Consider the following 3,680-nt stretch of genomic DNA (forward strand, 5'->3'; position numbering starts at 1 on the left):
GTCCTCACCACCGCAACCCACCACACCCTCCACCACCACACCACCAAAAACCCCACCAACCAGCCCACACCGCTGATCACATCCGCCCTCACCCGTAAACAGCCCGAGCGGCGGGCCCTCACCCACACCCTCGCCCGCCTCCACACCGCCGGTGTCGAAATCGACTGGACCAGCTGGTATCCCGCCGCCCCGGTTCCCCGGGTGGTCGGGTTGCCGACGTATGCCTTCCAGCACCAGCACTACTGGCTGTCGTCGGCCCCCTCCTCGAATCCGACGCCCACCGAGGCAGCTCTGGTCGACAGGAAGTTCTGGGAGGCGGTGGAGCGCGAGGATCTGGAAGCCCTGGCGGCGACCATCGACTCACCGGCTGACCAGCAGCCCATGCTGAGTGCCGTGCTCCCAACGCTGTCCGCTTGGCGACGGCATCATCGGGAGCAGTCGGTCATCAATTCCTGGCGGTATCAGATCGCCTGGAAGCGCCTTTCCGCTTCCTCCGCCCCTCCGGACCTCTCCGGCACCTGGCTGCTGATCATCCCCGCCGGTCAGTCCGGCCACCCTGCTGTGGAAACCGTCGCGCATGCCCTGACCACCCACGGTGCCACCCCGATCCGCCGTGTGCTCGACACCCGCACCGTCGATCGCGACGCCCTGGCGGACCACCTCACGCGTCTGGCCATGCAGGACGAACCCACCGGAGTGCTGAGCCTGCTCGCACTCGACGAGGAGCCGCACCCCGAATATGCCGCCGTGCCCTCCGGGCTGGCCGCGACCACCGTGCTCCTCCAGGCCCTCGGGGACGCCGAGATCCCGGCACCCCTGTGGTGCCTCACGCAGGGCGCCGTCGCCACCGGTCCCGGCGATCCGCTCCCCAGCCCGCGGCAGGCGCAGACATGGGGACTGGGCCGCGCCGCCGCTCTGGAACACCCTCGCCGCTGGGGTGGTCTGATCGACCTCCCGGCCGTCATCGACCACCACACCGCCGATCGTCTGGCCGCCCTGCTCACCCCCGGTCGGCCGGAGGACCAGACCGCCATCCGCGCCACCGGCAGCTACGCCCGGCGCCTCCGTAAGGCCAGCGCCCCCACCGCCGCCCCCAGGACGTGGCAGCCCACGGGCACCACGCTCATCACCGGCGGCACCGGTGGCCTCGGCGCCCATGTCGCCCGCTGGCTCGCCCGCCTTGGCGCACCCCATATCCACCTCATCAGCCGTTCCGGCCCGGACGCGCCGGGGGCCGCCCAACTCACCGAGGAGCTGGTCGACTTGGGCACGGCGGTCACCATCACCGCCTGCGACGCCTCCGACCGCGCCGCACTCCAGCGCCTTCTCGGCACCATCCCCGCCGAACACCCCCTCACCACCGTCATCCACGCCGCCGGAACGTCGGACACCGAGCTCCTCGCCGATCTGGGTCCGGAGCGGCTGGAGCATGTGCTCGGGCCCAAGGCCCTGGCCGCCGCCCATCTGCATGAACTGACCCAGGAGCTCGACCTCAGCGCCTTCGTGCTCTTCTCCTCCGGCGCGGCAGCGTGGGGCGGCAGTCGCCAAGGGGCCTACGCCGCCGCCAACACCTACCTGGACGCGCTCGCCGAACACCGCCGCGCCCGGGGCCTGCCCGCCACCAGCCTCGCCTGGGGCCCCTGGGGCGACGCGGGCATGGCCGCCGACGAAACCGCGCTCGCGTTCTACGGCCGACGTGGACTGTCTCCGCTGAGCCCCGAACTGGCCGTCGCATCGCTCCAGCACGCCCTGGACCACCGTGACACCACGATCACCGTCGCCGACATCGACTGGGAGAAGTTCCCGACGGCGTTCACCGCCCAGCGCCCCAGCCCGCTGCTCGACGAGCTGATCACGGCCATCGAGAGCCCGACCGAACGCATCACGGACGCATCCACCGGCACCTCGCTCCAGCAGCGGCTCTCCGCCGGCACCCCCGAGCAACAGCACCAGCTCCTGCTCGAACGCATCCAGTCCCTCGCAGCCTCGATCCTGGGACATTCCGGGCCGGACGCCGTTCCGCCCGCCCAGCCGTTCCAGGAGCTCGGGTTCGACTCCCTGACCGCCGTGGAGCTGCGCAACCAGCTCGCCACCGCCACCGGAATCGACCTCGCGCCCGCGCTCGTCTTCGACCACCCCACGCCCAACGCCCTGGCCACCTACCTTCGCGCCGAACTCACGGGCCAGCAGACGGCCGTCGCCGCCCACAGCCCCACCACGGCCGCCCAGGACGAGCCGATCGCGATCGTCGGCATGGCCTGCCGCTACCCCGGCGACGCACACTCCCCGCAGGATCTCTGGGACCTGGTCATCGCCCACCGCGATGCCATCGCGCAGATGCCCACCGACCGCAACTGGGATCTGGACGCGCTCTACGACCCCGACCCCGACCGCGCGGGGACGAGCTACGTCCGCGAGGGCGGCTTCCTCCGCCACGCGGCCGAGTTCGACCCCGCCTTCTTCGGCATCAGCCCACGCGAGGCGATCGCCATGGACCCCCAGCAGCGGCTGCTCCTGGAGACCGCCTGGGAGACCTTCGAGAGCGCGGGCCTGGACCGGGACACACTCGCGGGCAGTAACACGGGAGTGTTCGCGGGGGTGACCTCGCAGGACTATCTGTCCCTCACCGGCGATACGGCGAGCGACGTCGAAGGCTATGTCGCCACGGGCAATATCGGCAGTGTGGTGTCCGGCCGGGTGGCCTACTCGTTCGGCCTCGAAGGCCCGGCGGTCACGGTGGACACCGCGTGCTCATCCTCCCTGGTGGCGATGCATCTGGCGGCCCAGGCCCTGCGCCAGGGCGAATGCACGATGGCGCTGGCTGGTGGCGTCACCGTGATGGCCACGCCGGGTGCGTTCATCGAGTTCTCCCGCCAGCGCGGTCTTGCACCCGACGCGCGGTGCAAACCGTTCGCGGCAGCGGCGGACGGCATGGTGTGGGGCGAGGGCATCGGCCTTGTACTGCTGGAACGGCTGTCGGACGCGCGCCGCAACGGCCACCGTGTGCTGGCCGTCGTCCGGGGCTCCGCCGTCAACCAGGACGGCACCAGCAACGGCCTCACCGCGCCGAACGGACCCTCACAGCAACGGGTGATCCGGCAGGCACTCGCCAACGCCCGGCTGTCGCCGTCGGACGTGGACGCCGTCGAGGCACACGGCACCGGAACCACGCTCGGCGACCCGATCGAGGCCCAGGCGCTGCTCGCCACGTACGGACAGGAACGGCCCGAGGGACATCCGCTGTGGCTCGGCTCTATCAAGTCCAACATCGGCCACACCCAGGCCGCCTCCGGAGTGGCCGGAGTCATCAAGATGGTGATGGCCATGCGCCACGGTGTGCTGCCCGCCTCACTGCACATCGACGAACCGTCCCCGAATGTCGACTGGACCGCGGGCGACCTGCGCCTGCTCGCCGAAACCGTCCCCTGGCCCCAGGGCGACCGGCCCCGCCGGGCGGGGGTCTCCTCCTTCGGCATCTCGGGTACGAACGCCCATCTCATCCTTGAGCAGGCCCCCGAGCCAACCGGGCCCGCCCCCGTATCGAACGTCGCGGGGGTCGTGCCATGGGTGGTCTCCGCACAGAGCGACGCGGCGCTACGGGGCCAGGCGCGAGCCTTGACCGGGCACATCATCGGCGACCCCGAGGTGAGCGCCGGAGAGGTGGGTTGGTCCCTGCTGCG

General features: G+C 71.2%; 1 protein-coding gene. It reads left to right on the forward strand.

Annotation, left to right across the window (positions count from 1 at the left end):
* A partial coding sequence (locus tag NQU54_RS48175) for an SDR family NAD(P)-dependent oxidoreductase (RefSeq protein ID WP_257636590.1) occupies positions 1 to 3,680 on the forward strand: 3,680 nt, incomplete at both ends.

Origin of the sequence: Streptomyces malaysiensis subsp. samsunensis (genome assembly GCF_024519315.1) — a bacterium.
Classification (GTDB): Bacteria; Actinomycetota; Actinomycetes; order Streptomycetales; family Streptomycetaceae; genus Streptomyces; species Streptomyces malaysiensis.